At 33.1% G+C, this 26,634-nt stretch carries 23 protein-coding genes; 19 read left to right on the top strand and 4 right to left on the bottom strand.

Annotation, left to right across the window (positions count from 1 at the left end):
* Positions 1-269: 269 nt before the first annotated feature.
* The 9 genes from BMY33_RS08760 (at position 270) to dnaG (ending at position 13,726) form a co-directional block, all read left to right on the top strand.
* A complete protein-coding gene (locus BMY33_RS08760) occupies positions 270-1,241 on the top strand; it encodes a chalcone isomerase family protein (protein WP_091407596.1) in 972 nt (323 codons plus the stop codon).
* 81 nt (positions 1,242-1,322) lie between these two features.
* Complete coding sequence (gene rlmN, locus BMY33_RS08755) at positions 1,323-2,363, top strand: dual-specificity RNA methyltransferase RlmN (RefSeq protein ID WP_091407594.1); 1,041 nt, start codon at positions 1,323-1,325, stop codon at positions 2,361-2,363.
* A 100-nt stretch (positions 2,364-2,463) separates the two neighbouring features.
* Positions 2,464-3,441, top strand: coding sequence for a polyprenyl synthetase family protein (locus BMY33_RS08750; protein WP_091407593.1), 978 nt, complete (start codon positions 2,464-2,466; stop codon positions 3,439-3,441).
* Between the two features lie 189 nt (positions 3,442-3,630).
* On the top strand, positions 3,631-5,205 hold the full coding sequence (locus BMY33_RS08745; RefSeq protein WP_091407591.1) for a S41 family peptidase: 1,575 nt from the start codon (positions 3,631-3,633) through the stop codon (positions 5,203-5,205).
* A gap of 82 nt (positions 5,206-5,287) precedes the next feature.
* Positions 5,288-5,857: an RNA polymerase sigma factor gene (locus BMY33_RS08740; protein WP_091407590.1), complete on the top strand. Its 570-nt coding sequence runs from the start codon at positions 5,288-5,290 to the stop codon at positions 5,855-5,857.
* Positions 5,838-6,668, top strand: a complete 831-nt coding sequence (locus BMY33_RS08735; RefSeq protein WP_091407588.1) for a hypothetical protein — start codon at positions 5,838-5,840, stop codon at positions 6,666-6,668. The genes BMY33_RS08740 and BMY33_RS08735 overlap by 20 nt, the downstream gene beginning before the upstream one ends.
* A gap of 75 nt (positions 6,669-6,743) precedes the next feature.
* Positions 6,744-7,811 (top strand): hypothetical protein, encoded by a 1,068-nt coding sequence (locus BMY33_RS08730; protein WP_091407587.1) that lies wholly within the window; start codon positions 6,744-6,746, stop codon positions 7,809-7,811.
* A 527-nt stretch (positions 7,812-8,338) separates the two neighbouring features.
* On the top strand, positions 8,339-11,629 hold the full coding sequence (locus BMY33_RS08725; protein WP_139195616.1) for a fibronectin type III domain-containing protein: 3,291 nt from the start codon (positions 8,339-8,341) through the stop codon (positions 11,627-11,629).
* Between the two features lie 135 nt (positions 11,630-11,764).
* Complete coding sequence (dnaG, locus tag BMY33_RS08720) at positions 11,765-13,726, top strand: DNA primase (protein WP_091407584.1); 1,962 nt, start codon at positions 11,765-11,767, stop codon at positions 13,724-13,726.
* Here the strand turns inward: dnaG and BMY33_RS08715 are convergent.
* Together BMY33_RS08715 and nadE are read right to left on the bottom strand one after the other, a co-directional pair.
* Positions 13,723-14,355: a response regulator gene (locus BMY33_RS08715; protein WP_091407582.1), complete on the bottom strand. Its 633-nt coding sequence runs from the start codon at positions 14,353-14,355 to the stop codon at positions 13,723-13,725. The two genes, dnaG and BMY33_RS08715, sit on opposite strands and share 4 nt — an antisense overlap.
* 144 nt (positions 14,356-14,499) lie before the next feature.
* Positions 14,500-15,288, bottom strand: coding sequence for an NAD(+) synthase (gene nadE / locus BMY33_RS08710; RefSeq protein WP_091407581.1), 789 nt, complete (start codon positions 15,286-15,288; stop codon positions 14,500-14,502).
* 162 nt (positions 15,289-15,450) lie between these two features.
* Here nadE and gldB point away from each other — a divergent pair, with 162 nt between their 5' ends.
* From gldB to BMY33_RS08695, 3 genes are all read left to right on the top strand, one after another.
* Positions 15,451-16,419 carry a gliding motility lipoprotein GldB gene (gldB, locus tag BMY33_RS08705; protein ID WP_091407579.1) on the top strand — a complete coding sequence of 323 codons (969 nt, stop codon included), beginning with the start codon at positions 15,451-15,453 and terminating at the stop codon, positions 16,417-16,419.
* Positions 16,419-16,757 carry a gliding motility protein GldC gene (gldC, locus tag BMY33_RS08700; RefSeq protein ID WP_091407577.1) on the top strand — a complete coding sequence of 113 codons (339 nt, stop codon included), beginning with the start codon at positions 16,419-16,421 and terminating at the stop codon, positions 16,755-16,757. The genes gldB and gldC overlap by 1 nt, the downstream gene beginning before the upstream one ends.
* A gap of 69 nt (positions 16,758-16,826) precedes the next feature.
* Positions 16,827-17,192, top strand: coding sequence for a GTPase (locus tag BMY33_RS08695; RefSeq protein ID WP_170837044.1), 366 nt, complete (start codon positions 16,827-16,829; stop codon positions 17,190-17,192).
* Between the two features lies 1 nt (position 17,193).
* On the opposite strand, the gene yihA is transcribed toward BMY33_RS08695, so the two are convergent.
* Complete coding sequence (gene yihA / locus BMY33_RS08690; protein WP_091407576.1) at positions 17,194-17,799, bottom strand: ribosome biogenesis GTP-binding protein YihA/YsxC; 606 nt, start codon at positions 17,797-17,799, stop codon at positions 17,194-17,196.
* A gap of 13 nt (positions 17,800-17,812) precedes the next feature.
* Positions 17,813-18,577 (bottom strand): alpha/beta fold hydrolase, encoded by a 765-nt coding sequence (locus BMY33_RS08685; RefSeq protein ID WP_027393111.1) that lies wholly within the window; start codon positions 18,575-18,577, stop codon positions 17,813-17,815.
* A 304-nt stretch (positions 18,578-18,881) separates the two neighbouring features.
* Between BMY33_RS08685 and mraZ the strand changes: the two genes are divergently transcribed.
* The 7 genes from mraZ to murD are packed head-to-tail and all read left to right on the top strand — an operon-like array spanning position 18,882 to position 26,630.
* A complete protein-coding gene (gene mraZ / locus BMY33_RS08680) occupies positions 18,882-19,352 on the top strand; it encodes a division/cell wall cluster transcriptional repressor MraZ (RefSeq protein WP_091408171.1) in 471 nt (156 codons plus the stop codon).
* Positions 19,339-20,235, top strand: coding sequence for a 16S rRNA (cytosine(1402)-N(4))-methyltransferase RsmH (gene rsmH, locus BMY33_RS08675; protein WP_091407575.1), 897 nt, complete (start codon positions 19,339-19,341; stop codon positions 20,233-20,235). The genes mraZ and rsmH overlap by 14 nt, the downstream gene beginning before the upstream one ends.
* Complete coding sequence (locus BMY33_RS08670; protein WP_091407573.1) at positions 20,232-20,543, top strand: FtsL-like putative cell division protein; 312 nt, start codon at positions 20,232-20,234, stop codon at positions 20,541-20,543. Before rsmH ends, BMY33_RS08670 begins: the two co-directional genes overlap by 4 nt.
* Positions 20,544-20,603: 60 nt before the next feature.
* Positions 20,604-22,544 (top strand): penicillin-binding protein, encoded by a 1,941-nt coding sequence (locus tag BMY33_RS08665; RefSeq protein ID WP_091407572.1) that lies wholly within the window; start codon positions 20,604-20,606, stop codon positions 22,542-22,544.
* On the top strand, positions 22,541-24,004 hold the full coding sequence (locus BMY33_RS08660) for a UDP-N-acetylmuramoyl-L-alanyl-D-glutamate--2,6-diaminopimelate ligase (RefSeq protein ID WP_091407570.1): 1,464 nt from the start codon (positions 22,541-22,543) through the stop codon (positions 24,002-24,004). The genes BMY33_RS08665 and BMY33_RS08660 overlap by 4 nt, the downstream gene beginning before the upstream one ends.
* Before the next feature lie 54 nt (positions 24,005-24,058).
* Positions 24,059-25,294 (top strand): phospho-N-acetylmuramoyl-pentapeptide-transferase, encoded by a 1,236-nt coding sequence (gene mraY / locus BMY33_RS08655; RefSeq protein ID WP_091407569.1) that lies wholly within the window; start codon positions 24,059-24,061, stop codon positions 25,292-25,294.
* Between the two features lies 1 nt (position 25,295).
* A complete protein-coding gene (murD, locus tag BMY33_RS08650; protein WP_091407567.1) occupies positions 25,296-26,630 on the top strand; it encodes a UDP-N-acetylmuramoyl-L-alanine--D-glutamate ligase in 1,335 nt (444 codons plus the stop codon).
* Positions 26,631-26,634: the final 4 nt, after the last annotated feature.

Raw genomic sequence — 26,634 nt, 5'->3', positions numbered from 1 at the left:
TACATTTTTTAGATAACAGATGTAAAGTGTAGATTTAAATATATGTTGTAGAAATCTTAAAATTAATTAGTTATAATGCTTATTTCATAAAAAATAAGTATTTTGCGGAGCTTTTTGAAAAATTACGGTAAAACCGTAGTATGTAGATAAGCTGGATGTCGATTAATTTGGTTTTTTATCGAAAAAATGAACAGAGCTAATTATTGGTTCTACATTTTTGAAAAATTAGTCGTTTCTTGTGAATACCCTAAGTAATTTAAATTTAACCTATGAATAGAATATTACACATTGTTTTATTTTTTGTGACCTTATTTTCATTTTCTCAAACTAAGGTTGGTAATCTTCACTATAATGATATAGACGTATTTGAAAATACTGAACTAATGCTTAATGGAGCAGGAGAACGAGAAAAACTTTACACTATTGGATTATATCTAGATTTTGAGGTTGATGGAGTCGAAGATGGTCTTATGGTAGCTGATAAAGATGCTACAATGGCACTTACTATCAAAACAATTTCTGATATTTCTAATAATGATTTAAAAGAAATTATTAGAAATGGATTAGAGCGTGCGACTGATGGGAACAGCTATTTGATGGAGGACCAAATAAGAGATTTTATTAAACTTCTTCCAAAGACAATTAATAAGTACGAAATTTTTAAAATCATATATACGAAAGATCAAAAGCTTACTTTATATAAAAATAAAGAAAGACTTGGTGCTGTCACGAATAGCCTTGAGTTTAAGCAAGCTCTTTTTAAGATATGGTTGGGTGAAAATCCAATAGACGGACAGCTTAAAGAAGATTTATTAGGTACATATGATGCTAATCCAATATTAGGACAGTGGAAAGCATATGACAAAAAAACAGGAGTTGCTATTAATATAGTTCAGTTGTATATGATCAAAAATCAGGTTTTTGGTTCTATACAACGTATGTTGCGTCAATCAGAAAGGGATGCAGTATGTTATGAGTGCCAAGGTGACGATAAAAACCAACCAGTAGAAGGGTTGGTTATAATAAAGCACTTAAACAATAAAAGTGGATTTAAATATATTGATGGTAAGTTTACTGATATAAGAACTGGAAAAATATCTGATTGTCAGATTTGGATTGATAAAGATGATGCTGATGTACTTAATGTTAAGTATAGAGGTGGCGGAGGAGTACAGCAATGGAAACGTATTAAATCATCCAAAAAAGATAATAGAGAAGATTTTCGCACGGTAAAATTCTAACTAGATTCCATAGAGATATTTCTTAAATAGTTTATACGTTCTGTTAGAGATCCTGTATCTTTTACATATTTTTGCATTTAAATGAAATCAAAAAAGAAAGATATACGTGCTCTAACTAAAGAGCAGTTGCGAAAATTCTTTGTAGAAAGCGGTGATAAGGCTTTTCGCGGAAATCAAGTATATGAATGGTTGTGGAGTAAAGGTGCTCATAGTTTTGAGAGTATGACCAATATTTCAAAAGCTACAAGACAACTACTCGAAGATAATTTTGTCATTAACCATATTAGAGTGGATCAAATGCAGCGAAGTACTGATGGTACTATTAAAAATGCCGTTAGACTTCATGATGGATTAGTAGTAGAATCTGTTTTAATTCCAACTCCGACTAGAACTACCGCCTGTGTTTCTTCTCAGGTTGGTTGTAGCTTAGATTGTAGATTTTGTGCGACTTCACGTTTAAAAAGAATGCGAAACCTAAATCCAGATGAGATTTATGATCAGGTTGTTGCTATAGATAATGAAAGTCGATTGTATCATAACCGTCCATTGTCAAATATTGTTTTTATGGGAATGGGTGAACCATTGATGAACTACAATAATGTAATTAAAGCAATTGATAAAATTACCTCTTTAGAAGGATTAGGAATGTCTCCTAAAAGAATTACTGTTTCGACATCGGGAGTGCCAAAAATAATTAAGAAAATGGCAGATGATGAAGTTCGATTTAAACTAGCCGTATCATTGCATTCAGCCATAGATGAAGTTAGAACTGGTATTATGCCTTTTAATGAGAATTTTCCACTTACAGATCTAAAAGAGGCTTTGGAATATTGGTATGAGAAAACCAGGAGTAGAATTACTTATGAATATGTTGTTTGGAAAGGGATTAATGATAGAAAAGAAGATATAAATGCGTTATTAAAGTTTTGCTCTTATGTTCCTTGTAAGGTGAATTTAATAGAATACAACCCGATAGACGATGGAGAATTTCAACAAGCTTCTGATTCTGCAATAGAGCAATATATTAGTGCATTGGAGTCTAGAGGTTTTGTTGTAAATGTTAGAAGAAGTAGAGGTAAAGATATCGATGCAGCTTGTGGACAATTGGCAAACAAATCATAGAATATACTTTCCAAGTAAATTATTTATCAAGTGTTTTGACCCTCAATATGGATTATACTATCTTCGCAACTAGTTAGAAAACAAAATAATCTACTCTAGATTGAAAGTTGTTGAGCAAATAAAATTACCTATCATTGATGAGATGGAACTTTTTGAACAAAAGTTTTCTCAATCCATGTACTCCAAAGTTGCTTTACTTAATAGAATTACTCATTACATAGTAAATAGAAAAGGCAAGCAGATGCGCCCAATGTTTGTTTTTCTTGTTGCCAAGATGGTATCTGGGGGAGAAGTAAAAGAAAGAACTTATCGCGGAGCTTCAGTTATCGAATTGATACATACAGCAAGTCTTGTTCATGACGATGTAGTAGATGATTCTAATCGTCGAAGAGGCTTTTTTTCTGTGAATGCACTTTGGAAAAATAAGATAGCAGTTCTTATAGGGGATTATCTGCTTTCGAAAGGTATGTTGGTCTGTATTGATAATGATGATTTTGATCTGTTAAAAATAATTTCTGTAGCTGTTAAAGAGATTGTAGAGGGTGAGTTACTACAAATAGAAAAAGCAAGAAACCTTGATATTACAGAAGAGATTTATTATGAGATAATTAGACAGAAAACAGCAACCTTAATAGCTGCTTGTTGCAGTCTTGGAGCCTGTTCTGTAGAACCAAATTCTGATTCTGTAGAGAAGATGAGGAAATTCGGAGAGCTTATTGGTATGGCATTTCAGATTAAAGATGATTTATTTGATTATGGTGATACAGCAATAGGTAAACCTACAGGTATAGATATTAAGGAACAAAAAATGACATTACCATTAATCTATACATTGAATCACTGTACTAAAGAAAAAAAGAAATGGTTAATTAACTCTGTTAAAAATCATAATAAGAACAAAAAACGAGTGAAAGAAGTCATTGATTTTGTGAAAATCAGTGGAGGATTAGAGTATGCTACAAAAATAATGTACAAGTTTAAAGAAGAAGCATTGATTATCCTTTCTGAATATCCGGAATCCGAATATAAATCGTCATTAGAATTAATGGTTAATTATGTTATTGACCGAAAGAAATAATCTAGGCGAATTTTAAAAACCTTACAGGTAGTAATTACATTGTTTTTTATTGAAAATATAAATAATGGTATTGGTTTTGATGCTAATAGCTAATTATAAACTTTTTTTCGTAGGAAGACAACCTTTTTGTTCTTTTTGGCGTCTTTAAGTAATAGTATTAAGCTTATTTTATTTTAAATAAAAACATCTATGACAAGAAAACTATTTTTATATGCCACAGTCTTATTGCTGTCCAGTTGTGCTTCTGTAGATACATATAACCAACAAATAAGTAAAACTCATAGTCCTGAAGATTTGCGTAACGATGTTGACTATGCATATAAAAAACTCAGAAAACTACACCCAGATATTTATTGGTATATCTCTAAAGAAGAATTAGAAGAAAGAGTAAATAGGTTGAAGAGTGAATTAACGAAGCCATTAACCTCAAAGGAATTTTATAATTCATTTGCTCCTGTTTTCACTAGTATAAAGCAGGGTCACTTGTCAATACATACACCATCTAGAAAACAAACTAAAGAAGAAATAAAAGAAAAAGGTAAAAGATCATCTCCTTTTAAATCTTTGTCATTTCAAACATCGGAGGATAAGCTATTTGTTAGAAAAATCTTTAAAGATAATATTGCAATAATAGAAGGTTCAGAGATTGTAAGGGTTGAAGATGAAAAAGTAAGTGATTTATTAAGTTCTTTTAAAAAATTGCACGCTAGTGATGGTTTTAACAAGACTTTTATACCAGAGTTTGTAGGTAGTCGTTTTGGTTTTTTTTATTCAAACACACATAAACAAAAGGATAGTTTGTTGTTGCATTTAAAATTGAAGGATAGTTTGTATTCTAAATACGTGTATGCAGATTACGATAAAATAAAAACCTCCTCTAAAAAAGATTCTACAGGTGTAAAGGATGAGAAAAAGAGTAAGCTTGATAAGAAAATAGCTAAAGAGGTTCGGAAGAAAACTCGAAAGAAAAACTATAAATACGGTTATAATAAAAAAGCAAAAGATTATAATAGAAATTTTATCTTTTTGGAGTCTGATAGCCTTATTGGTTATATGCATATTAAGAGTTTTACCAATGGAGGTTATAAAGAGTTTTATAAAGAAAGTTTTGCTAAAATTGATTCTGCAAAATGTAAAAATTTAGTGATAGATTTAAGAGGTAATTTAGGAGGACGACTAACAGAGATTGATGATTTATATTCTTATTTAACGGATAAGGAGTATGTATTTATAGAAAAATCCAAAATGACTGGACGCTTAAGTTTTTTATATCCATATTTTCACACAAAATCTTGGCCAACAAAAACTATGGCGACAATTTTTTCTCCAGTATTAGGAGTATATCAGATGTTTAAGGTTAAAAAAGAAAATGGTGAAGCCTACTTTAAGTTTAAACATAGTAAGCTAAGAAAACCCAAGCCTAATGGTTTTGATGGGAAAGTATATGTATTGATAGATGGTGAAAGTTTTTCTGCAAGTAGTATTCTTTCCACACATCTAAAAGCAACCAAACGTGCTACATTTGTTGGAGAAGAAACTGGAGGTGCTTATAATGGAACCGTAGCTGGAATTTATGCAAAAGTGGAGTTACCTAATTCTAGAATTAATATGAGAGTAGGGTTAATGAAAATAAATGCACCTTACTCTATAGAACCAGATGGTTATGGTATTAAACCAGATGTTCCAATAAAAAAGATTTTAAATGATAAAGACGAAGAATTGCAGTGGATTATACAAGATATCGAGATGTCTGATAAAAAATAATAATTTATTTTCATAGCCAGACAACCTTTTTGATTTTAATTGCGTCTATGTAAATAGAAGGTCTTAAATAATTGATTTTACTTTGAAAGTTATTCAGTTCTATAAAAACGAAACACAGCTAATAAAGAAAGCTGCAAATAAGCACAGAGATGCACAGCATCAACTGTATGAGAAGCATTCGCCAAAAATGTTGGGAGTATGTCGTCGTTATGTAAGAGATATTCATCATGCAGAAGAAGTAATGCTTAGTGGTTTTTTGAAAGTGTTTACAAATTTAAAACAATTTAATTTCGAAGGAAGTTTTGAAGGATGGGTTAGGAGAATAATGGTGAATGAATCGATATCATTTTTAAGACGACAAAAAGAGGTGGTTTTTACAGAAGATATAGCGTACTATAATGAAGAGTCCTGGAATAATATAAATATAGAATTAGGAGTAGAGCAGATTCAGGGTCTAATAGATAGTTTGCCAGAAGGGTATAAAATGGTGTTTGTATTATATGCTGTAGAAGGATATAAACATAGCGAGATTGCAAAAATGTTAGGGGTGAGTGAAAGTACTTCAAAATCTCAACTTTTTAAAGCAAGGAAAATGTTACAGCAAAAGTTAAACCAACAAAATAAGATTAGTAATGGCGCCATTAAAATTTGAAGATAGCATAAAGGAGAAGCTGGAGCAGCGTTCAATACGTCCATCTCAGGGATCTTGGGGGAAATTAGAACAAGAATTAGATAGTCAACTTGGTCAAAAAAAAATTAGAAAACACTGGTGGGTTGGGATAGCAGCAAGTTTAGTAGGTTTTTTAGTTATAACAACTTTTATTATCAATTCTGATAATAAAATAGATCCTTCTAATAATCCATTTGTTAATGTTACAGAGGATGATGTTGATCAAAATAAACTAAATAATATAGTAGAGATTGTAGAATCAGAATCAGATGTTGTAGAAAATAAAAAAGAAATTGAAAGTCAGAAAGAGGAAGTTGTTGTTACGGATCTTAGTAAGAAAAAAGCAAAGAAGATAAGAAAACGTGAAAATGTTAATAAAATAATACCAAAGAGTGATTTAATAGTGACTCCTGAAAATGTTTTTAAAGAAAAAATAGATGAGGCTATTACATCACAAATAGATACTATAGATAGTAAGTTAATTGAAGAAAGAAAACCTTTGGATATAACTACTGAGCTTATAGAAAGTAAAGTGTCTAGTTTAGTGGCTCAGGTAAAAGAACTTGAGAAAAATAATAAAAAAGTTACTGATCAAGAAATTGAGGCGCTACTACGAAAAGCTCAAATGGAAATCACTACACAACAAATTTTAGAATCTAATACAGTAAATGCATCAGCTTTGCTTCTAGACGTAGAATCAGAACTAGATGAATCTTTTAAGAATCGTGTTTTTGAAGCGCTTAAAACCGGTTTTGAAAAATTGAAAACTACTGTAGTAGAGAGAGATAATTAATAAACATTCATCAATCAATTCTTATGGACTCCCTCTCATAAGTGAGAGGGAGGAGTAAGTAGAAATCAAATTTTTATGAGAACAATAATAATGTATGTCGTGTTAACGACCATGTCGCTTAGTGTTCATTTTTTAAGTGCACAGGATGTAAATAATTCGGATGAAATTGAATTATTAAAACAAGAAAAACAAAAAATAGTAATATCAGAAAAAGAGAGTTTAAAGAAAGAAGTAGAAGCTATTAACGAACGATTGGTAAAAGGAGAGTTAACCGCAGTAGAAGCTCAAAAATTAAAAGAGACTGTAGCTCAAAAACATGCGCTAAATATCGAGAATAGATTGGTAATTATTGATAATCAAATAGCACTATTAGAACGAAACGATAGTAATTACTTAAATGATAAAACCAAATTGTCTATTGGTTTAGGAGCAAAAGATATAGATGATGGAGATATATTGTTTGGTATTAATCTAAAAAATGGAAAGAAGACTAAAGTACGATATGATAAGCGTACATATTCGGATTTAGTAGTGGCTTTTGGATTAAATAATGCAATCGTAGATGGGCAATCATTAGATGATTCTGACTATAAAATAGCAGGTAGTAGGTTTTTTGAAATAGGGTTAGCTTGGAAGACAAGGGTTTTTAAAAATTCAAACTTCATGAGAGTTAAATACGGTATTTCTTATCAATCTAATGGATTAAAACCTACAGATAATAGATATTTTGTACAAAACGGTGATCAAACAAATCTAGAAGAATTTAGAGTAGAATTGGACAAATCTAAATTTAGAATGGATAATATAGTAGTACCTGTGCATTTAGAGTTTGGAGCTTCTAAGAGAGTAGAAACAGAAGAAAAACTAAGATTCGAAACATATGGGAAATTTAGAATTGGATTAGGAGGATATGTAGGTACGAATATTAGTACACGTCAAAAATTAAAATATAAGGAAGATGGAGATAGAATTAAAGATAAAATCAAAAGAGACTATAATACCAGTGATTTAATATATGGGTTAAGCACCTATATTGGCTTTGGTGATATGTCTATATATGTCAAGTATGATTTGTCACCTATTTTCAAAAATGCGGCAGTTGATCAGAACAATGTGTCGTTAGGGTTGCGTTTTGACCTTTAAGAATAACCATAATCGGTAAGGTTCTCTATTTGATTTTTTGTTTTTAAATTTAAACAAGAGTTAATTTAGTTATAATTTATTTTTTAAGTGTTAACCCGTTTTTGCGGGAAAAGAGTTGTGTGTAAACGCAACTCTTTTTTGTTTCTTTCTAAAAGAGTATTGGATTTTGTCTAGATTCTGTAAGGTGTCAAGAATACTCTATTAAAATACTATGAATAGTAGAGTTGTTTTATTTATGTTAAATAATAAACAAAAAAGAGTTAACTGTTAAATAAGTAAACAGGGATATATACCTTAAAAGTATTACGGTTTTAAAGTAACTATTTGATTGTAAGTATTTTATGACATGTATTTTTTTTTATTCTTAATCTAAATAGTATATATTTAGAACCCCTTTTGATAGTCAAATTATAAAGGTTTTTTTAATAGTCCAGTCAGGCTTGTATTTGCCCAAGTACAAGTTTTTGAAATACTACTTATGCTAAAAATTGGTGTATAACTATGTAACTGTTAACCAAATTTTAGATATGAAAACACAATTCTATTACGTAGCATTTTTTATGCTTTTCAGTTTTGGTATGCTTGCCCAAGTAGGACCAAAAGGCCCCTCAACAATTAGTAAGGCTGCTTATGTGCGAAACATTCCAGCGCTTTCTAAGATGGATAATATAATATCCGCAAAAAATCAGGGTCATGTTGCCCCAGAAAAGAGAAAAGGTCAAAATATGTATGTTCCTGGTAAAGGGATACCTGCATATGGCCAAGGAGATCCTCTCTTACAGATTCAAAAGAATAATCAAACCAGAATGGCTGTTAGTACAGAAGTAGCTTCCTTCGATGCGCACGTAGGTACTGTATTAAATGACGCCACTGGTGCGATAGGCCCTAATCATTATGTGTATGCATTTAATTCAGGGTTTGGTATTCTTGATAGATCAGGTAATGTTCTATTACCAGAAGCTTCTTTGGGAACGATATTTCCTGGTGAAACTTTAGGAGATCCAATCGTTGTATATGATAACTATGCGGATCGATTTATCATTATGGAGTTTAGTAATACTCCTAATGGTATTTTAATTGCGGTAGGACAAGGTCCAGATCCAGTAAATGATGGATGGTTTACTTATAGATTTAATACTGGATCGTTTCCAGATTATGAGAAATTATCTATATGGAGTGATGGATATTATATCACAGCAAACAAAGATCAGGGTAGTGCAAGTACTAGTGATGTGGTATTTGCTGTAGAAAGAGATAAAATGCTTGTAGGTGATCCTAACGCAGGATTTTTAGGTTTTCCACTACCAGGAGTTTCAACTAATGGATTTTATAGTCCAGGTGGTTCCAATTCTACAGGTCCTAATTTACCACCTGTTGGAACTGGACATTCAATACTATACTTACAAGATGATAGTTGGACAGGAGTTTCACAAGATCATATCAAGGTGTGGACTACGGATGTAGATTGGGTTAATCCAGGAAACTCTACAATATCTCAACCTCAAGAAATCGACACTACACCTTTTGATAGTGTTTTTGATGGTGGATCTTTCCAGAATTTAGATGAACCAGGAAACGGTCCTGATATTGATGCGTTACAAGCAACAATGATGTATATGACTAATTATCGACGTTTTGGTACACATAATTCAATTGTATTAAATTTTGTAGTTGATTTAGATGGAACAGATAGTCTTGCAGGTATTCGTTGGTATGAGTTAAGACAAACTGGAGATGGACAGCCATGGACTATCTTTCAAGAAGGTACATACGTTCAGCCAGATGGATTAAGTGCTTTTTGCGGTAGTATAGCGCAAGATGGACAAGGTAATATCGGTTTAGCATATACCGTAGTGAGCAGTAGTGTTTTTACCTCATTAAGATATACAGGAAGGTTGTCAAGTGATCCTTCTGGAACAATGACTTTAGCAGAGCAAGTTTCTGCAGATGGTGATGCTCAAAATAATAGAGGTGACGGCCGTTATGGAGATTACGGACAAATGACTATTGACCCATTAGATGACATGACGTTTTGGCATATTAGTGAATATATGAAAGGTCCTGCTCCTAATGTAAGAAGAAGTCACGTAGTAGCATTTAATCTACAATCAGATACACCTGATACAGAAGCACCTACTGTACCAACAAATTTAGTAGCATCTAATACTACTGATGTTTCGACAACAATTAGCTGGGATGCTTCTACAGATAATGTAGGAGTTACTGCATATGATGTGTTTCAGGATGGAGTTTTAGTAACTACGGTAGCTACGGCCTCTGCAGATATAACTGGATTGACCCCATCTACTTCGTATGACTTTACTGTTGTGGCAAAAGATGCTGCAGGAAATGAATCAGCAGCTAGTGCAGCGCTATCAGTAACTACAGGAGCTCCTGATACAGAGGCTCCAACTGCTCCAGCGAATCTTACTGCTTCTAATACTACTGCAGGTCAGACTACACTTAGTTGGGATGCTTCTACAGATAATGTAGGTGTAGCAGAATATGATGTATTGCAAGATGGTGTAGTAGTAGCTACAGTTTCTGATACTACTGTAGTGGTTACAGGGTTATCCGCTGAAACTACATATGAATTTACAGTTATAGCAAAAGATGCCGCAGGAAATGAATCTGTAGCAAGTGATGCAACAAGCGTAACAACTCCAGCAGCATCAGGTTGTTTAGGTGGTGTGTTACCTCCGTATGCAGAAAGCTTTGAGGCTGGTCTTGGAGACTGGACACAAGATTCAGGTGATGATCTTGATTGGACTGTTGATGCTGATGGAACACCATCAAATAGAACAGGTCCTTCTAGTGCCGTGGATGGATCTAATTATATATTTGTAGAAGCTTCAGGTAGTGGTACAGGATTCCCTAATAAGCAAGCAGTTCTGACGTCTCCTTGTTTTGATCTTACAGGAGCTACTTCGGCTTCCTTCTCATTCCAGTACCATATGTTTGGTGCAAATGACTTTGGATCTCTTAGTGTGGATGCAAGTAATGATGAAGGTGTAACATGGACAAGTATATGGACAAGAAGTGGAAACCAAGGTAATTCTTGGCAAACTGCAAGCATTGATTTAGCTGATTATGTAGGTACAGGAGTGCAATTAAGGTTTAATAGAGTAACAGGTGGTACGTGGAGAGCTGATGCAGCTATAGATAATGTACAAGTGACTGCTGATGGTGGAACAGGCGGTGGAGATTGTGTTTCTGGCGATGTTACCTTAAGTATTACTTTTGATAATTATCCACAGGAAACGTCTTGGACACTAACAGATTCGGAAGGAAGTGTAGTTGCTTCTGAAAGTTATTCTACGGCCAATTCTGATGGATCTACTGTTACTGAAACTATTTCAGATTTAGGAAATGGTACGTACACATTTACAATTTCTGATTCATTTGGTGATGGAATCTGTTGTGGATTTGGTAATGGTTCTTATACATTATCTAGTGATGCAGGAGCTATTGTAAGCGGCGGAGAATTTGGAGCTTCTGAAGCTACTGATTTCTGTGTAGAAGGATCTGGAGCGAGATTAGATACGTATCCGCTAAGTGGTCTTCGTTCAGAGGATGCAGATGCTTTTAAAGTTTATCCTGTTCCGGCTACAGGAACTCTTAATGTAGCTGTGGGTAACAGATCTATTGATAACGTAAAGATTTTCTCTATGTACGGTCAATTGGTGAAAGAAATTCCGAACCAAGGAACTCAAAAACAAATCGACATAAGTAATCTAGCGTCTGGAACATATTTTATTCGTTTTGTTTCTAATAAAGAAGAATTAGAGATAACTAGAAAGTTTGTTGTCGCTGAATAAAACTTTTGAAATTATAATTTAGCCACAAGGAGGCTGTCTTTTTTAAGGCAGCCTTTTTGTTTATATAATTAGTGAGGACCGAATCTATTAATTATCTTATTTTTGTTGCTTAGATAATGTTATGTTTTTTACTTAATGATTCATAAATCAACCATAGATACTGTATTTGAAACTGCTCGATTAGAGGAGGTAATAGGTGATTTTGTCCAGCTTAAAAAATCAGGTAGTAATTTTAAAGGATTAAGTCCTTTTAGCGAAGAACGAACGCCGTCTTTTATGGTGTCTCCTGTAAAGCAAATATGGAAAGATTTTTCTAGTGGAAAAGGAGGTAATGTAGTTGCGTTTCTTATGGAACATGAGCATTTTACCTATCCAGAGGCGATAAAATATCTTGCTAAAAAATATAATATAGAAATAGAAGAAACAGAGCAAACTGATGAACAGAAAGAGCAAGCTAATGAACGAGAGAGTATGTATCTGGTTAGTGAATTTGCAAATACTTTCTTTCAAAATATCTTACATAAATCGGAACAAGGTAAAGCAATAGGGTTATCTTATTTCAAAGAAAGAGGATTTACTACAGAAACCATACAAAAATTTGGATTAGGATATTCTCCTGATACTTGGGATGCTTTCACTTCTGAAGCGATAAAAAAAGGATATAAACTTGAATTTTTAGAAAAAACAGGACTTACAATAGTAAAAGAAGAAAAGCAATTTGATCGTTTTAAAGGAAGAGTGATGTTTCCTATTCAATCGATGTCTGGTCGGGTATTAGGTTTTGGAGGAAGAATTTTGACCAATGAAAAAAAAGCTGCGAAATACTTAAATTCTCCTGAAAGTGATATTTATCATAAGAGTAAAGTTCTTTATGGTATCTACCACGCAAAACAATCCATAGCAAAAGAGGATAATTGTTTTTTAGTTGAAGGATATACAGATGTGATTCAGTTTCATCAAACAGGAGTTAAAAATGTAGTTTCTTCATCAGGTACCGCCCTTACGTCGGATCAAATTAGATTAATAAATAGACTTACTAAAAATATTACTGTTTTATTTGATGGTGACGCTGCGGGTATGCGAGCATCTATTAGAGGAATAGATTTGATTCTGGAACAAGGAATGAATGTAAAAGTTTGTAGTTTTCCGGATGGAGAAGACCCTGATAGTTTTGCAAAACAAAATACAATAGAAGAGTTGACAGCGTATTTGGAAGAAAATGCGCAGGACTTCATTAGGTTTAAAGCATCATTACTTCAAGAAGAATCTAAAACAGATCCAATAAAGAAAGCTGAATTAGTTAGGGATATGGTAGCTAGTATCGCCAAAATCCCAGATGTTATTAAACGCGAAATTTATGTGCAGGAGTGTTCTCGTATTATGGATATTTCTGAAGATGTACTATTTGATACGTTAGCCCAAATCAGAAACGTTGATGTCAAAGATCAGCGGAAACAACAAAAACAAGGAGAAAAGCCTTTGGAGGTTGTTAAGCAACAGGTCCAACAACAACCAAAGATTAACGAGCAAAACGGTTTAGAGAAAAAAATTATTGAAATTTTGTTGTTGTATGGAACTCATGAAGAAGAATTTGAGGATTTGGTAATGAAAGAAAATGATGAAGGAGAATTGTTCTTAGAGCCTGAATTGTACACAACGAAAGTCTTTGAGAAAATATACTTAGATCTTCAAGATGATGAAATTGAGTTTACTCAAAATACTTTCAAAGAAGTTTATAAAATATTAATAGATCAATTAAACCAGCAAGAGGATTTTAAGATTGAACACTTTATTAATCAAATACCGCCAGAAGTAGCATATGAAATTACAGAGATAATGATGGACGAAGAACGTCATGCGCTCCATAGATGGTCTGATATGGAAATTCATGTAAAGAAAAAAGAACACTCTGTTTCGCAATATGTATCGGATACGATTCTCAATTTGCGGAGATACTTAATTAATGAAAAAATAAATGAGCTTTCACAAGAAGTGAAAGCTCAAAATTTTGAAAACAATCTCAATATTTTAGAAGATATAAGAGACTATCAGACGTTAAAAAAATTACTATATAGAAAACTCAATAGAGTAATCTAGTTAATATGTAATAATCTAGATTGATGGATTAAATCGGCTAAGTTATCTACTTTAAGTTTTTTTAACAATCTTGTCTTATAAGTGCTTACAGTTTTTTCATTTATAGATAAAGTGCTAGCAATATCTTTATTCCGCTTTCCAGAGGATAGTAGATTTAAAACTTCTATTTCTCTAGAGGAAAGTTTCTTGTATTTAACAACCATGTTATTTTCGTTGGTGTTCCCATTCGCCAACTGCTGAGTTAGATTGTCATTAAGATAAATACCACCACGCGCAACACGTTCGATGGCTTTTTTAAGCGTTTTTGTAGCTACAGTTTTAGATAAATATGCAGAAGCACCTGCTTTAATTGCACTAAGTGCATACATTTCTTCAGGATGAGAGCTGAAAATTATAACTTTAATTCCTGTAAATTCTTTTTTTATGGTCCGCAAGGCCATAATGCCGTTGATCTGTGGCAAGTCTAATTCCATGATTAATATATCTGGAGTATTAGATTTCAAAATATCATACATTTCGTTTCCATTACTTACTTTTCCGATGATTTCAAAATCTTCAGAGTTTCTAAGCAAAGAAACGATCCCTTTTCTAGTAATAGGATGATGATCTGCGATTAGTACGTTTGTCATTCTTGTTTACAATTGATAAATGTTAATTTTTAATTTAAAGGGTTAACATCTCTAGGGGTAATTCTGATATTTGTTTTCCATGCAAAATTAATAAGAACTACCAGTCGTAAACTTTTTTTTATGAACTTATCGATAAAGCGTTTGTTAAATCAGATTAACGGGTATGTCACACACAGGAATCGGTACCATTTTATGCTGGTTTACCGTATTTAGACGAGAATAAATTTTGAAAACTTCTTGTTCTCGGTCAGAAAAATCATCACTTTTCTTACCTAAATCCTTCATTTTCATAGCCCATTCCAGTTCGTCGTAACTTGCTCCAATCTGATCTTCATCACTTCTACTATCTCCAAATAATCCGTCAGTTGGAGTAGCAGTCTGTATCGATTCAGGTACTTCCAGTACCTTTGCTAATTCATAAACTTGGCTCTTTAATAAATCTGCTATTGGACTTATATCAACGCCACCATCACCATATTTAGTATAAAAGCCTACGCCAAAATCTTCAACTTTATTTCCAGTACCTGCAACTAAGTAGTTATTTAGGCCTGCTAAATAATATAATGTTGTCATTCTTAGTCTAGCTCTGGTGTTAGCTAAAGATAGGTTTAAGCGAGTTTCAGAGTCACTTTTTGGAACAGTCTTTTTAAATCCTTCAAAAACTGGTGTAAGATCAACATGAGTATCAGATACTTTGCTAAAACGTTCTTTTAATTTAGAAATATGCTCCTGTGCACGATTTACTTGACTTTGGGCTTGATGTATAGGCATTTCCACACATAATACATTAAGGCCAGTTTTGGCGCATAAAGAAGAGGTAACTGCACTGTCAATCCCACCACTTATTCCTACAACGAAACCGTTAATATTTGCATTTGTAGCATAATCTTTAAGCCAATTTACAATATGGTCAATTACTTTTTCGGTTTGCATATTTATTTTTTTTAATTTTTTACTTAGACTAAAATATCTTTAATGTACTTCGATTACTTAAAACCTAATTTGATAATAGTACATTTGCGGTTATAAAATTAATAAAAAAAGCCAGCGTTAAAGAGTAAGAGTAATTATTTATATAGATATTATAATATTTGAATGAAGTATAGTAAATTTTTAAAAATAGTAGTGATTTTTTGCATTATATATTCTTGTGCTAAGGAAAACAAAATAGAAAAAGAAGTAGCAGCAATTCCTGTGGAAATTGGGATTGAACGTTTTGATCGTGTTTTTGCTGACGTAACACCTGAAAATTTAGCTGATGTAAAGACCCAATATCCTTTTTTGTTTCCTGGGCAGTATAGCGATAGTATTTGGATACAAAAGACAAGAGATACACTACAGTTAGAAATTAATCAAGAAGTAGAAAAAAAATTCAGCAATTTTTCCAATGAGAAAGAGGAGCTGAAATCTCTATTGCAACATATAAAATATTATTTTCCAGAAGTTACGGTTCCTAGGGTGATAACGGTTACTTCTAATGTGGATTATCAACGTAAAGTAATATTGTCAGATAACTTGTTGATTATCTCTCTTGATACTTATTTAGGATCAGATCACCATTTTTATGCAGGTATACAGGCTTATTTGAAAGATCGTTTCGTAAGAAGTCAGATTTTACCTGACGTAGCTACAATCTATGCAAGACAGTTGGTGGAATTTCCTAGAAGCAGAACTTTTTTGGCAAATATGATATATTATGGAAAAGAGATGTATTTAAAAGATTTATTTCTTCCGGAGTTTCCGAATAGTGAGAAAATGGCCTATAAAGATGATCAGTTTGCGTGGATAGAAGCAAATGAAGAGGAAATTTGGAGATACTTTATCGATCGACAATTATTGTATAGTACTGAAGCAGATCTTCTCCCTAGGTTTTTATATCCTGGACCTTTTTCTAAATTTTATTTAGAGGAAATTGATCAAGAAGCACCAGATAGAGTAGGACAGTATATCGGTTGGAAGATTGTTAGTGCATATATGAAAAATAACAATGTATCTTTGCGTCAATTATTATTAACAGACGCTGAAACAATTTTTAACGCTTCAAAATATAAACCTTCAAGATAATGGCAAATACTCATAAATCGGAAATTAAAATTGAAATAGAACTAGATGAGAATAAGGTTCCTGAAAAGTTGAATTGGACTGCGAAAGACGGAGGGATTGAAAATGAAGAAACGAAGGCAATGTTGTTGTCTGTTTGGGATAATAAGAGTAAAGAAAGTCTTCGTATTGATTTATGGACAAAGGATATGCCTGTTGATGAAATGAAAGTGTTTTTTCATCAGACGCTGGTGTCTATGAGTGAAACTTTTAATAGAGCGACGCAAGATGAGAAAATGACTGCTACAATGAAAGATTTTTGTGATTATTTCGCAGAGAAGTTAGAGCTTAAACAAAAGTAATTTGTTGATATATAACTGTAGGTGGCATGTGTGGCTTAATCCATTGGGGTTATAAGTAAAAGGGTAAGGTTGGAAAAGGTGATTCTATTTGTTTATAATGCGAATTCGGAGAATTGGAGTAAATATTTGGATTTTGCTCATAAGATAATAAGTCCGTCTACCTATTCTTGTGGTCTTTGTAGTTTGACTCATGGAAATTTTTCGGAAAAGAAAATATGGAAAACTTTTCGAGAGACTGTATCAAGTAAGATGGTGTTTTTGTATAAAGATGAATTCTTGGGTAAGTATAAAGATGAACAGTACCAAGAATTTATATTCCCAATTGTTTTAGAGCAGAAAAAGAATAAACTAGATCCTTTGATTGAGTCCGAAGAATTAAAATCGATACAGTCGGTAGAGAATTTAATAGAAAATTTAAAAGCTAAGCTAAGCTAATTTAAGAATTGGCCATCTTTTGATTGATTTCTTCTATGTAGTTTAGTACTTCATCTTTGCCAAATCCAGATGAAGAAGATGTTATAAAGTAATTAGGCATTTCTTCCCAATATTTTAGCATTTCATTCTTATAGGCTTCAATTTGGTTTGGCAATTTAGTTTTTGTAAGCTTATCAGCTTTAGTGAAAATTATCGAAAAAGGAATTTGATTTTCTCCTAACCATTGCATAAACTCTAAATCAATTTTTTGCGGCTCATGTCTTGAGTCTACTAATACAAAAGCAGATACTAGTTGAGTTCTTTTAGAAAAATACGCAGTAATGAATTTTTGAAATACTTTTTTAGATGATTTGGATACCCTGGCATAGCCGTATCCTGGTAAATCAACTAAAAACCAGTTTTTATTGATTATAAAATGATTTATTAATTGAGTTTTTCCTGGCCTACCAGAAGTTTTAGCTAAACTTTTGCGACTGGTAAGCATATTGATTAAAGAAGATTTACCAACGTTGGATCTTCCTATAAATGCATATTCCGGCAAATTGTTTTTAGGACATTTTGCTACATCGCTGTTGCTCATCACAAATTCAGCACTGCTAATCTTCATGAGTTTTTGTTGATTAGAAATTACGTTCTTTTAACCAAGAGTGTAATAGTGTATTAAATTCTTCAGGGTGCTCCATCATAGCAGCGTGGCCACATTTGTCAATCCAATACAGGTCAGAGTCTGGTAATAGTCTATTGAAATCATCTGCAACTTCTGGAGGAGTAACATTGTCATTCTTACCCCAGATAATACATGTTGGCGTCTTCATGTTAGGAAGATCTTTAGCCATATTATGTCTTATTGCACTTTTTGCAATAGCCAGTGTTCTGATTAGTTTATTTCTGTCATTGACTGTAGCGTACACTTCATCAACGATTTCTTTAGTGGCGATAGCTGGATCGTAAAAAACATTTTCAGCTTTGGCTTTGATGTATTCGTAGTCACCACGTTTAGGATAGCTTTCGCCCATGGCGCTTTCATATAAACCTGAACTTCCAGTAATAACTAGAGCTTTAACTTTTTCAGGGAACATTTTGGTGCATAATAGTCCAATATGTCCTCCAAGAGAATTTCCTAGAAGTATTACTTCTTTGTATCCAAGTTGATCGATAAAATCTTTGAGGTATTTTGCAAATGTACCAACACTGGTTTTTATCAACGGCATTTCATACAAAGGAAGTTCTGGTATCAGTACTTTGTATCCATTTTCTGGAAAATAATTACTTACACCATCAAAGTTACTTAACCCGCCCATAAGTCCATGTAAAATAACTATTGGCGTGCCTTCCCCGAGTTCTAGGTAACTAAATTTTCCGTCTTTTTTTAATTCGTGCTTCATTAACAGTTCTTACAAGAATTAAAAGCAAATATAGCATTTTCATAATTAGTTTGAAGATTTTTTATCAATAGTGCGATATGATTTTTTTAGATTTTTTTAATCCATCATTTTTTTTGATCCTGAATACGTCAAAACCAAGATTTTATACCCAAAATAATATTCTGTTGATAAACAAAATATTAAAGTTTATCAATGCTTCCTCGACTCATTTTTGACGACAACTTATTAACAATGTGGTAGATTGTGGTAAAAAGTGGTAAATTTTTCAATATATTTGACTAATTATAGAAGTAAGAGATTAAAAGTGGTAAACCTTATAGGCACATATGAATGTAAAGCAGACGCAAAGGGGCGTCTGATGATGCCTGCAGCGTTCAAAAAACAACTTTTGCCTGTTTTACAAGGAGGATTTGTTTTGAAAAGAGCTGTTTTTCAGCCTTGCTTGGAATTGTATCCAATGGAAGAATGGAATCTTTTGATGCAAAAGATGAATAAGTTAAATCGCTTTAAAAAGAAAAATAACGATTTCATCCGAAGGTTTACAGCAGGCGTTAAAGTTGTTGAGATTGATTCAACAGGACGCCTTTTAATACCAAAGGATTTAGTCAGTTTTGCTGGAATCACTAAGGAGCTAGTGCTATCATCTGCTGTTAATATTATTGAGATATGGGACAAAACTCAATACGAAAAGGTAATAGATGATACTGCTGTTGATTTTGCTGATCTGGCGGAAGAAGTAATGGGATTAGATGATGAAACAGATGGAATATCATAACCCGGTTTTGCTAAAAGAAACCGTTGATGGTCTTGCAATAAAACCAGATGGTGTTTATGTAGATGTAACTTTTGGAGGAGGTGGGCATTCTAAAGAAATACTGAAAAGACTTGGAGCAAATGGTAAGTTATACGCTTTTGATCAGGATAAAGATGCTTTGTTAAATGCTATTGATGATGACAGGTTTGTTTTGATTAATGAGAATTTCAGATTTATCAAGCGTTTTCTTCGTTTTTATGGAGTTAGAAAGGTAGATGGAGTTTTGGGTGATTTTGGAGTTTCGTCTCATCAGTTTGATGTTGCAGAAAGAGGATTTTCTACCCGATTCGAAGCGGATTTGGATATGCGTATGAATCAAGAAGGAGAATTGTCAGCCTATCATGTGGTTAATGAGTATGATGAATCGGATTTAAGAAGAATGTTTTTGCAATATGGAGAGTTGAGAAATGCTCCTAAACTAGCTAGAGCGATTGTTAATTCTAGGAATGATAAACCAATTAAAACTAGTGCAGAGCTAAAAGAGATTCTGAAACCTTTTATGGTTAAACATAAGGAACATAAAATTCTAGCACAGATATATCAGGCTATTAGGATCGAAGTAAATCAGGAAATAGAAGTTCTTAAGGAATTTCTATTGCAAACGCAGGATGTGCTTGATGTTGGAGGGAGAATAAGTTTGATATCATACCATTCTTTAGAAGATAGATTGGTGAAGAGATTTATTAGGAGTGGATTGTTCGAGGGAGAGCCTGAAAAAGATTTATACGGTAATGTGTCGGTTCCTTTTAAAAAAGTTGGAGGGTTGATCGTTCCGAGTGATGAAGAAATTAAAATAAATAATAGAGCACGAAGTGCTAAACTAAGAATAGCAGAAAAGATTTGAAGCAAACAGTATACGATATATTGAAAGGGAAGTTTCTTATTGCAGACGATGCGATGAAGAATTGGCGTATGCTACTCTTTTTATCGTTTTTGGCAATTATTATGATTGCTAGTTCGCATAATGCAGAAAGTAAAGTACACGAGATTGCAAGACTTAATAATGAAGTTCGAGAATTAAGAACACAATTCGTAGATGGAAGAACAGAGTTGATGCAGTTGAAAATGGAATCTTCGGTAATTGAGAAAATGACAAGAAAAGGGATAAAAAGACCAACGAAACCCCCACAAAAAATAATAGTAAAAGAGTAAGTTGTTTTGGCAGTAAAGGATAAGAACATATTAAATAGGTTGTACTTCATTTCGGGGTGTATGTTCATCTTCGCAATTTTGGTTTTGGTAAAGCTTGTTAAAACACAATTTGTAGAAGGGGACATGTATCGTGCTAAAGCAGAAGAACGTGTTTTTAGAACGTTCGATATACCTGCTAATCGAGGTAACTTATATGATAGTAAAGGTAATTTGTTAGCTACATCAGTCCCTAAATATGATATTAGGTTTGATGCAGTAACGGTTACGGATAAGGATTTTAGAGAAAATATTAAGGAGTTGTCTAATGCATTAGCAAAAGAGTTTGGGAAATCTTCAGAACACTATGATAACAAATTAAGAAGAGCAAGAGATAATAAGAATAGGTATTTTTTAATTAAAAGAAATTTAGGGTATTCACAATATATAAGAGTAAAGAGTTTTCCTCTTTTTAAATATGGGTCCAATAGAGGTGGACTTATTGTAGAACAGCGTACCATTCGAGAACATCCTATCGGGAAAATAGCAGAAAGAACTGTGGGTTATGAGAGGCAAGATGCGCAAGGGTATTATACCAGAGTTGGTTTAGAAGGTGCTTATGGGCCATTCTTAAGAGGTAAAGAAGGGAAGCGTAAAAAACAAAAAATAGCAAAAAATCAATGGAAACCTATTGGTGATGCAAATGAAGTGGAACCTCAGGATGGGTATGATGTGATTTCGACGATAGATGTCAATGTTCAGGATATTACGCACCATGCTTTATTGGCGCAATTGGAGAGATTTGAAGCAGAGCACGGAACTGTAGTTGTCATGGAGACAAGAACAGGAGAGATAAAAGCAATCTCTAATCTAGGGCGAACGAAATCTGGGAAATATTACGAAAAGTTGAACTACGCTGTTGGAGAATCTCATGAACCAGGATCTACTTTTAAGTTGATGGCAATGGTTGCTGCTTTAGAGGATAAAGTTATTGATTCTAGCTACATAGTAGATACAGAAAATGGTCGTGTTAAGTTTTATGATAGAGTTGTAAAAGATTCTAAATGGGGCGGATATGGAAAGATATCTGCAGCTAAGGCATTTGAATTGTCCTCGAATACAGCGTTTGCTAAGATTATTGATGAGAATTATAAAAATAATCCGAAGAAGTTTGTTAATCGGTTAATGAATATGGGGCTGCATAAAACATTAGGGCTGTCTATTAAAGGAGAGGGTAAGCCAAAGATTCCTTATCCAGGTGATAAAGATTGGTACGGGACTACTTTGCCTTGGATGGCTCATGGATATGGAGTGGCAGTCACACCTTTGCAAACATTAGCTTTTTATAATGCTATAGCTAATGATGGAGAAATGGTGAAACCTAGGTTTATTAAAGAAGTAAAAGCTTGGGATAAAACCAAAGAAAGATTTGATAAAGAGGTTATTAATTCTGCAATATGCTCTAAGGAAACTGCAAAAATAGTTCAAGAAATGATGAAGAATGTTGTGGTGAGAGGAACGGCTGATAATATACATACCGAGAGTTTTCAGATTGCTGGAAAAACAGGTACCTGTTGGGGTAATTACGGAAAAGATAAAGAAAGAGAGTATATATCTTCTTTCGCAGGATATTTTCCTGCAGATGATCCTAGGTATTCCTGTATTGTTGTTATTCATAAGCCTAATAAGGAAAAAGGATATTATGGTAATATAGTCGCAGCACCTGTATTCAAAACGATTGCACTAAAAGTATATAATGATATACCCGTAATAGATGAGGTTTCTGCCGATATAGTAGAAAGTAAAGAGATATCTGAAAGTTATGAGGAGTACTTTCAGAAAGCAAGAAAATATAAAACCATAATGCCAGATTTAAAAGGAATGCCAGCTATGGATGTTATTTCTCTGTTAGAAAATATGGGGTTGAAAGTAGAAGTAAAAGGTTCTGGTAAAGTGAAGAGTCAGTCTATTGAGCCAGGTGCTAAAGTGAAAACAAATCAAACTATTAGGATAGAATTATCGTGATCGAGTTAAAAGATATATTATATAAAGTACCTATGAATGCTGTCGTTGGAAATACAACAACAAGTATAAATAAGGTGGAATTTGATTCCAGAAAAATCGAACAAGATGATGTTTTTGTTGCGATCAAAGGGACTATTGTCGATGGTCATGATTATGTAGAAAAGGCAATTAATCAAGGTGCGATTGCTATCATTTGCGAAACAATGCCAGAGTTTTTAGTTGATGGTTTGGTGTATGTGCAGGTAGAAGATGCGCAAAAAGCACTCGCTATAATTGCTGCTAATTATTATGGATCTCCTTCAGGAAATTTAAAACTTGTTGGGATAACAGGTACGAATGGAAAAACAACAATCGCAACATTATTATATCAACTTTTCAGAAAAGCTGGTTATAAAGTCGGTTTGCTCTCTACGGTAAAAATATTAGTAGATGATATAGAATATAAGGCTACACATACTACTCCTGATTCTTTGACAATAAATAAATATTTAAAAGAAATGAATGATACTGGAGTTGAGTATTGTTTTATGGAAGTGAGTTCTCACGGAATTGACCAAAAACGAACATCTGGATTGGTGTTTGAAGGAGGGGTTTTTACAAATCTTTCGCATGATCATCTCGATTATCATAACACTTTTAAGGAGTATAGAGATGTAAAAAAAGTGTTTTTTGATGAACTAGGTGGTAAAGCTTTTGCCTTGACTAATAAGGATGATAAAAATGGAAGCTTTATGCTTCAGAATACAAAAGCAAAACAATATACATATGCTCTTAAGTCTTATGCTGATTTTAGAGGGCAAATCTTAGAGAATAGCTTAGGAGGTTTATTGTTAAAAATAAATGATAATGATGTTTGGACAAGGTTAATAGGGAGTTTTAATGCATATAATCTTCTAGCAATTTTTGGAACAGCAGAATTATTGGGGTTAGAAACACTGGAGATTTTACAATTGTTAAGTGATCTGGAAAGTGTGAGCGGGAGATTTCAATATTTAATTTCTAATAAAAAAATTACTGCTATAGTGGATTACGCTCATACTCCTGATGCGCTTAAGAATGTCTTGGAGACGATTAATGATATCCGAACCAATAATGAAACTCTGATTACTGTAGTAGGTTGTGGAGGTGATAGAGATAAGGCTAAGAGACCTGTGATGGGTAATATAGCTACGACATTAAGTAATAAGGTCGTTTTCACTAGTGATAATCCAAGAACCGAAAACCCTGAACAGATTATTGAAGATATCGAAAAAGGAGTTGAGCCACAGAATTATAAGAAGATAATATCTATTACTGATAGAAAACAAGCGATAAGAACAGCATGTCAGTTTGCAGAAGAGAATGATATTATTTTGATAGCTGGCAAGGGTCATGAAACCTATCAGGAAACAAATGGAGAACGGATAGATTTTAATGATTTCGAAATAGTAAAAGAAGAACTAAAAAAAATAGGAAAATAAATAAATCCTTTCCATTAGATTCTATAGAGTCTATTGTGAAAGGTGAAGATACATATGTTATATTATTTATTTCAATATTTAGAAAATGAGTACCAGTTTCCTGGAGCGTCTTTATTTCAGTTTATCACATTTAGAGCTGCTATGGCGATTATTTTATCGCTATTGATCTCTACTATATATGGTAAACGTATCATTAATTTTCTGAGAAAAAAGCAAATGGGCGAAAGTATCAGAGAGTTAGGTTTAGAAGGACAAGCAGAAAAAGCAGGTACGCCAACAATGGGTGGGATAATAATAATTTTAGCTACGCTTGTTCCTGCTTTACTTTTTGCTAAACTAGATAATATATATATCATCCTTTTAATTATAACTACTCTATGGATGGGAGTTATTGGTTTTACAGATGATTATTTAAAAATTAAAAAGAAAGATAAGGAAGGTTTAGCTGGTAAGTTTAAGGTTATTGGTCAGGTAGGTCTTGGTCTTCTTATAGGTTGTACAATGTACTTTCATGATGATATTACGATTAAAGAAGAAAAAATTGGAGCCGATATAGAACAAGTGGTGTCGGCAGAAGGTGAAGAGCAATCTGATTTTAATCCTGCAATAAAATCTACAAAAACAACCTTGCCATTTATTAAGAATAATGAATTTGATTATTCAAGTTTAATTACTTGGATTAATCCTGATTTGGGTAAGTATGCTTGGTTGGTTTTTATACCTATCGTAATTATTATCGTCACAGCCGTTTCTAATGGGGCTAATTTAACTGATGGGATTGATGGATTGGCTGCAGGATCATCTGCTATCATTGTGCTAACCTTGGCATTGTTTGCCTGGGTGTCTGGTAATATTGTTTTCTCAGATTACTTAAATGTAATGTACATACCAAACTCTGGTGAAATGACTATTTATATCGCCGCATTTGCAGGAGCATTGGTAGGTTTTTTATGGTATAATACATATCCAGCGCAAGTATTTATGGGGGATACCGGTAGTTTAACAATAGGAGGGATAATAGCTGTGATTGCAATTGCAATTAGAAAAGAATTTTTAATCCCAATTGTATGTGGAATCTTTTTTATTGAAATAGTTTCTGTAATGCTTCAAGTAAGTTGGTTTAAATATACTAGGAAAAAATACGGAGAAGGAAGAAGAATATTTCTGATGTCACCATTACATCATCATTATCAGAAAAAAGGAATTCATGAAAGTAAAATTGTAGCTAGGTTTTGGATCATCGGAATCTTTCTAGCAATTATTGCAGTGATTACTTTAAAAGTTAGATAGAGTGAAGAAACTGGTAGTATTAGGGGCAGGGGAAAGTGGTGTTGGAACAGCGATTCTAGGTAAGAAAAAAGGTTTTGAAGTATTCGTTTCTGATAAAGGAACGATCACAGATCATTATAAAAACGTTCTTATAAATTTTGAAATTGAATGGGAAGAGCAGAAGCATACAGAAGATAAAATTCTAAATGCGGATGTAGTCATGAAAAGTCCAGGAATTCCGGATAAAGTAGAGTTGGTTAAAAAACTATATCGAAATGGAATTCCGGTGATCTCAGAAATAGAATTTGCTTCTGAGTTTACGTCGGCAAAAGTTGTTGGTATAACTGGGAGTAATGGAAAAACCACTACTACGATGCTTACACATCATGTGCTTAAGAATGGCGGTATTGATGTAAACATGGCAGGAAATATAGGGGATAGTTTTGCTAAGCAAGTGGTTGAAAATGATACTCCATATTATGTGCTAGAATTAAGTAGTTTTCAGCTTGATGGAATTGTCAAGTTTGCACCACATATTGCAGTGTTGACTAATATAACGCCTGATCATTTGGATCGATATGAGTATAAGTTTGAAAATTATATCGCTTCAAAATTTAGGATTACACTGAATCAAACAGAGAGGGATTATTTTATTTATGATGGAGATGATGAAATAATCAAAAAGTATATAGAAGAACATCCTATTCGTTCAAGATTATTACCCTTTTCATTAACAAGAAAAGTAGAAAATGGAGCGTATTTGGAAGGAGAAAAAATAACAATAACAATAGACAACAACGAATTAACTATGCCAACAAAAGATTTAGCATTAAAAGGAAATCACAATGTGAAAAATGCTATGGCTGCTGCCACAGTATCGCAATTATTGAAAATAAGGAAGACTACAATACGAGAATGTCTTGAAAATTTTCACGGAGTAGAACATCGGTTAGAAAATGTATTGAAAATTAATAATGTTCAATATGTTAATGATTCTAAAGCTACAAATGTTAATGCTACTTTTTATGCATTGGATGCTATGAAATCAGCTACGGTTTGGATCGTTGGCGGGGTTGATAAAGGAAATGATTATACAGAATTATATCCTTTGGTTAACGAAAAAGTAAAAGCAATTATCTGTCTTGGGGTGGATAATTCTAAAATAATTAATGCTTTCGGTAATTGTGTAGACAATATAGTAGAGACTCAATCTATGAAAGAAGCCGTAAATATGGCTTATAAAATTGCTGAGCGTAACGAAAATGTACTGTTGTCCCCTGCTTGTGCAAGTTTCGATCTTTTTAAAAACTATGAAGAACGTGGTAGACAGTTTAAAGAAGCAGTTAGAGAATTATAAAATA

Origin of the sequence: Aquimarina amphilecti (assembly GCF_900109375.1) — a bacterium.
Lineage (GTDB): Bacteria > Bacteroidota > Bacteroidia > Flavobacteriales > Flavobacteriaceae > Aquimarina > Aquimarina amphilecti.
The sequence above is the reverse complement of the archived record's forward strand: the minus strand, read 5'-3'. Positions and strand labels throughout refer to the sequence as shown.